Annotated in this window: 5 protein-coding genes; 4 read left to right on the plus strand and 1 reads right to left on the minus strand. The window is 26.2% G+C overall.

Features of this window, described 5'->3' with window-relative positions:
- Positions 1–758 (minus strand): hypothetical protein (locus A9G03_RS10035; protein WP_143425848.1); only part of this gene is annotated, 758 nt, incomplete at its 3' end.
- A 216-nt stretch (positions 759–974) separates the two neighbouring features.
- Between A9G03_RS10035 and A9G03_RS10040 the strand changes: the two genes are divergently transcribed.
- The 4 genes from A9G03_RS10040 to A9G03_RS10055 are packed head-to-tail and all read left to right on the plus strand — an operon-like array spanning position 975 to position 4,697.
- Positions 975–1,349: a capsular biosynthesis protein gene (locus tag A9G03_RS10040; RefSeq protein WP_065799134.1), complete on the plus strand. Its 375-nt coding sequence runs from the start codon at positions 975–977 to the stop codon at positions 1,347–1,349.
- Positions 1,346–2,908 (plus strand): phosphotransferase, encoded by a 1,563-nt coding sequence (locus tag A9G03_RS10045; RefSeq protein ID WP_065799135.1) that lies wholly within the window; start codon positions 1,346–1,348, stop codon positions 2,906–2,908. Before A9G03_RS10040 ends, A9G03_RS10045 begins: the two co-directional genes overlap by 4 nt.
- Entirely contained in the window at positions 2,880–3,578 is a 699-nt protein-coding gene (locus A9G03_RS10050; RefSeq protein WP_065799136.1) for a capsular biosynthesis protein, read from the plus strand. Before A9G03_RS10045 ends, A9G03_RS10050 begins: the two co-directional genes overlap by 29 nt.
- A 36-nt stretch (positions 3,579–3,614) precedes the next feature.
- A complete protein-coding gene (locus tag A9G03_RS10055; RefSeq protein ID WP_065799137.1) occupies positions 3,615–4,697 on the plus strand; it encodes an acyltransferase family protein in 1,083 nt (360 codons plus the stop codon).
- Positions 4,698–4,726 lie beyond the last annotated feature (29 nt).

Here is a 4,726-nt window from a genome sequence, read left to right on the forward strand (position 1 = left end):
TTAAATAAAATTTTATTTATATATTTTTTTAAAATGTTTTTTAATGGTAGTTGTGAGTTATCGATTTTATCAAAAAAGTTCCATAATATCATATCAAAATAATGTACTTCAGAATAAATATAAGGTGTATTATTAGGAACTATTCCTAAAGCATCAGCAAAAGAAGAAAAGTAAAATTCTTCACGAGGATATAAGGCTTTACTTTTTTTTATGATTTCGTATTTTTCAATTAGGCTTATTATTTCATTCAAAACATCTAATTGATACATTGAGCCTTCAATTTGTGATGCAACGACTCTTCCTGAGCCTACACTTCTTAATGCTTTTAAAAATATTTCATCTTGATCTAGTACAATGTTTGCTGGCCACCAATAACCATGTCGGTCATAATATCGAGTATGAAATAAATTTGAAGAATTAGATAACAAGGAATCTAAGCCTTTTTTTACAATCATGTCATTTGATGCATGAAAAATAATTTTATCACCTTGATTCGTTGAAATACTATTTATGTAATTAACATTAGCTATGTGAGCTTGAATAATACTTCCCCACGATGTTTCGACTGATAAAGGATTGATTAAAACATTATTTATTTTTTTTTCATCTATAATTTTTTTTAAATTATCTTTACAAAATGAGGCTAATTTAGATACATGAAGAACGACACAACAATCGGGAATAAATCTGCTAAAGTTATAAACTTGATCAACGATTACATCTTGAGCCTCATGTACAGGAATTGAAATATATATCATAATAATATAATAGGTTAGTTCAATAGGCTAGGTGTTGGAGATTCTAGAATAAATTTAATAATAAGTCACCTTAATTTTATTTATATTTTTAAGTAACGAATATATTTACATGATTAATGCTTACAGCAATTTTTAATTTTATATACTTTCAAGTGATAAAATATTATTTTTTAATTAAAATACATTATACATTCAATCAAGAATAGGAAAAATCGAATGAAAAGATTAGTTATGGATGTTGATATGACTTTAACTAAAGGAAAAGGAAAAATTGGCTATGAGGATGCAATTATCAACCAAGAGGTTGTAAATCAATTAATTAAATATAAAGAGATGGGGTTTACTATAGTTTTAAATAGTAGTAGAAATGTTAATACTTTTGATGGTAATCTTGGTAAGATAAATAAGTTTACTTTACCAATTATGATAGATTGGTTGCAAAAGAATAATATACCATTCGATGAAATATACATTGGTAAGCCATGGTGTGGGTTTGAAGGTTTTTATGTCGATGATAAAGCAATAAGGCCAAGCGAATTTATTTCCCTTTCGTATGAAGAAATTTTACAATTATTAGGTAATGAAAAATGATCTTTATTTTATCTGCAAAATACACAGAGCAAGATTTGAGAGTTGAGTTTGGAAAAATACCACCTGCCTTTTTGCCTGTTGGTAATAAAAGATTGTACCATTACCAAATTCGTAGTATTAGAAATAAATGTCCAGATGAGATTATCTATCTTACATTACCCGCAACTTATAAGTTAGACGAGCAAGATAAGTTAGAATTAGATTTTTTAAATATACAAATAGTTTATATTGATGATTCTTTTTCTTTAGGGCAGGCTATAGCATTTTGTCTATCGTCCGTAATACCAGATAATGCTAATAGTGTTACTTTATATTATGGAGATACACTGTTAAAAGATGGTTTGTCTAAAAAAGAATTATCTAACAATGTTATATATACTGCACATTCTGAATATAATTATATTTGGTTAGAAATACCAGAAGAGGGGTTTGCCTTAAAGCAAATTTTTTGTGGTATTTTGACTGTCAATTATCCATTAGTATTGATACATTGTTTAATTGCAACTGAGTTTGATCTATCAAAGAGCATAAAATTATATAATGATAAGTATAATTTTAAGTTAGAGAAAAGAAATGATTGGCTAGATTTTGGGCATTTGAATACATTTTATGACTCCAAAACAATTGTCACAACTCAAAGGGCCTTTAATGAATTAAAAATAACAAAATACTATGTAGAAAAAAAATCTCATAAATCAAGAAAACTGGAAGCAGAGGCAAATTGGTTTATGAATATTCCTGAAAATTTAATTCATTTTACTCCTCGCTTAATAAGTACTAGTAAAAAAGAAGAGTATTTTTCTTATAAATTAGATTATTTGTATTGCCCTACATTAACAGAAATGTTTGTATTTGGTAATCACCCGTCAGATATCTGGTCTTTGATAATTAATTCTTGTTTTAATTTTTTACGTGAATGTAAAAAAATAGAAAGGCAGGATAGTTGTAGTTTCTATGAATCATTAATTATGAAAAATAATAAAAGATTAAATGATTTTTTGTCACAAAACCCTGTTTATGGTGCTCCAATTTTAGATGATGAGAATAAATCGTATTCCTTAATAGAAATTTTAGAATTTGCACATGGCTGTATAAATTCCAATCAAATTACTACCTTTGTTCATGGGGATTTTTGTTTTAGTAATATTTTGTTTGATTTCCAGAGAAATAATATCAAAGTAATTGATCCTAGAGGATTAGATTTTAATGATAATTTGAGTGTTTATGGTGATCTTCGTTATGATCTAGCTAAATTAGTCCACTCAGCAATAGGTAAATATGATTTTATTGTCTCTGATCGTTTTTCAATAATGGAAAATAATAATAAAATTATTTTAGAATTGCCTTCTCAAGTAGCAAATATTTCTAATCATATAAAAGACGAGATTGAGAAATTAGGATATTGTTATCGAGAAATTTTAGCGATTACAATTACACTTTTTTTATCAATGTTACCATTGCATTATGATAAACCTAATCGTCAGAAAGCTTTTATCGCTACGGCAATTAAATTATATAAGGATCTAAAAAATGATAATTATTCCAATGGCAGGTCTTAGTAGCCGTTTTTTTAAAGCCGGATTTGGACAACCAAAATATAAGTTATACGCTCATGGGCGCAGCTTATTTGAATGGTCGGTAAAGTCTTTTGAACGCTATTATAATTCAGAAAAATTTTTATTTATTTGTCGTGATGTATATGATACCACTTCATTTATCGAGCAAGAACTTGATAAAATTCAAATAACTAATTTTGAAATAGTAACGTTGAAAACAGAAACGAGAGGTCAAGCAGAAACTATTTATCTAAATCTAGATAAAGTTCCAGAAGATGAAAATATGTTAATTTTCAATATAGATACATATCGCAAAAACTTCTCATTTTATAATGTTGATTGTGATGCTTATTTAGAGGTTTTTAAGGGGGAGGGTGATCATTGGTCTTTTGTTTTACCTGATGAATCTACTGATAAAGTATTAAAAACAACTGAGAAAGAACGTATTTCAGATTTGTGTTCAAATGGAATATATTTTTTTAAAAATAAAAAAATATATCAGCTTGCTTATAATGAATCAATTAATCAAACAATCGGTGAAATTTATATCGCGCCTTTATTTAATAGCCTGATTAAAAATCACTATAATGTACGCTTTAAAGTTGTTGATATTAATGACCATATCTTTATGGGAACACCTGCAGAATATCAGCTATTTCTCGAAAAAGAATAATTTACAAGTTTTTATTGGTTACAGAAAAGGATTTCTATGAACATTTCTAATATTGACTCTTTGAAGAGAGTTAATTCTATTCATATTTTACGTGGTATAACTATTATCATTATTGTGATGTGTCATTGTTATGGTAAATTTCATATTACAGATATACCAAATAAAATGACTTCAGGGTCTTCTTACTATTTCTTTTTTTCTGAATTAACTTTTAGTTGGACGGTATCATTCGTTTTAATAGCTGGCTTTCTATTCCAACATTTGTCTCCTAAGTTTTCAATAAAAAAATATTACTATTCCAAAGTTAAAAATGTAATTATTCCATATATTGTGGTAACGCTTTTTTTATTCCTCATCTTATATAAAAATTACATAAATGAAAATGATATTATAAATATTTTTTATCAATTTTCTTACCTTTTATTAAAAGGTAATATTTCTTGGCCTTTATGGTTTATCCCTATGATTATAATCATATATATTTTATCACCAGTGTTTAAAATGTTATCAGATAAAAATCTTTTGATATTATCGTTATTTTGTTTTTTGTGGTTATTAATGTATCCTAGACCAGCTAATAACTTAAAAGTTTTCGTAATGTTCTTTTATTTTTTACCAGTTTACGTAATTGGTATGTCTATTCGCCAAAACTATAACTTATTGATGTCGTTTATGAGAAGAAATATATTTTGCGTGTCGTTATTTCTTTTTATTGTTTTATTTTTTACACTCGTTTTATATCAAATTATCCCAGGATTTCATGCAAGTACAACAATACTAGTAACTCCAACTCGAATTTTTATTTTCTTATTAATATTATATTGTCTAGACTTTGTGAATATTGTTAAAATAAAAAATAAGTTGTATTCATTATTATCAAATATTGCTGATATTAGTTTTCCTTTATTTTTTATTCATGATTTCATTGCTAATTATTTATTCTTTGATGTCTTTTTGAATAATAACTTTTTTAAACAGGTTTTGTACAACCGTTCAGGTTATGTAGAATTATTTATAGGTTTTTTGTTTAGTATGATAGTCCTTTTTTTATCTGTTTTGATTATAAAGATTATCAAAAAAATAACAGGAAATAAATCTCGTTATTTTATAGGAGGTTAGGTAATAATTTATTTAATTATACTTTCTAT

Origin of the sequence: Gilliamella sp. wkB171 (assembly GCF_001693755.1) — a bacterium.
Lineage (GTDB): Bacteria > Pseudomonadota > Gammaproteobacteria > Enterobacterales > Orbaceae > Gilliamella > Gilliamella apicola_F.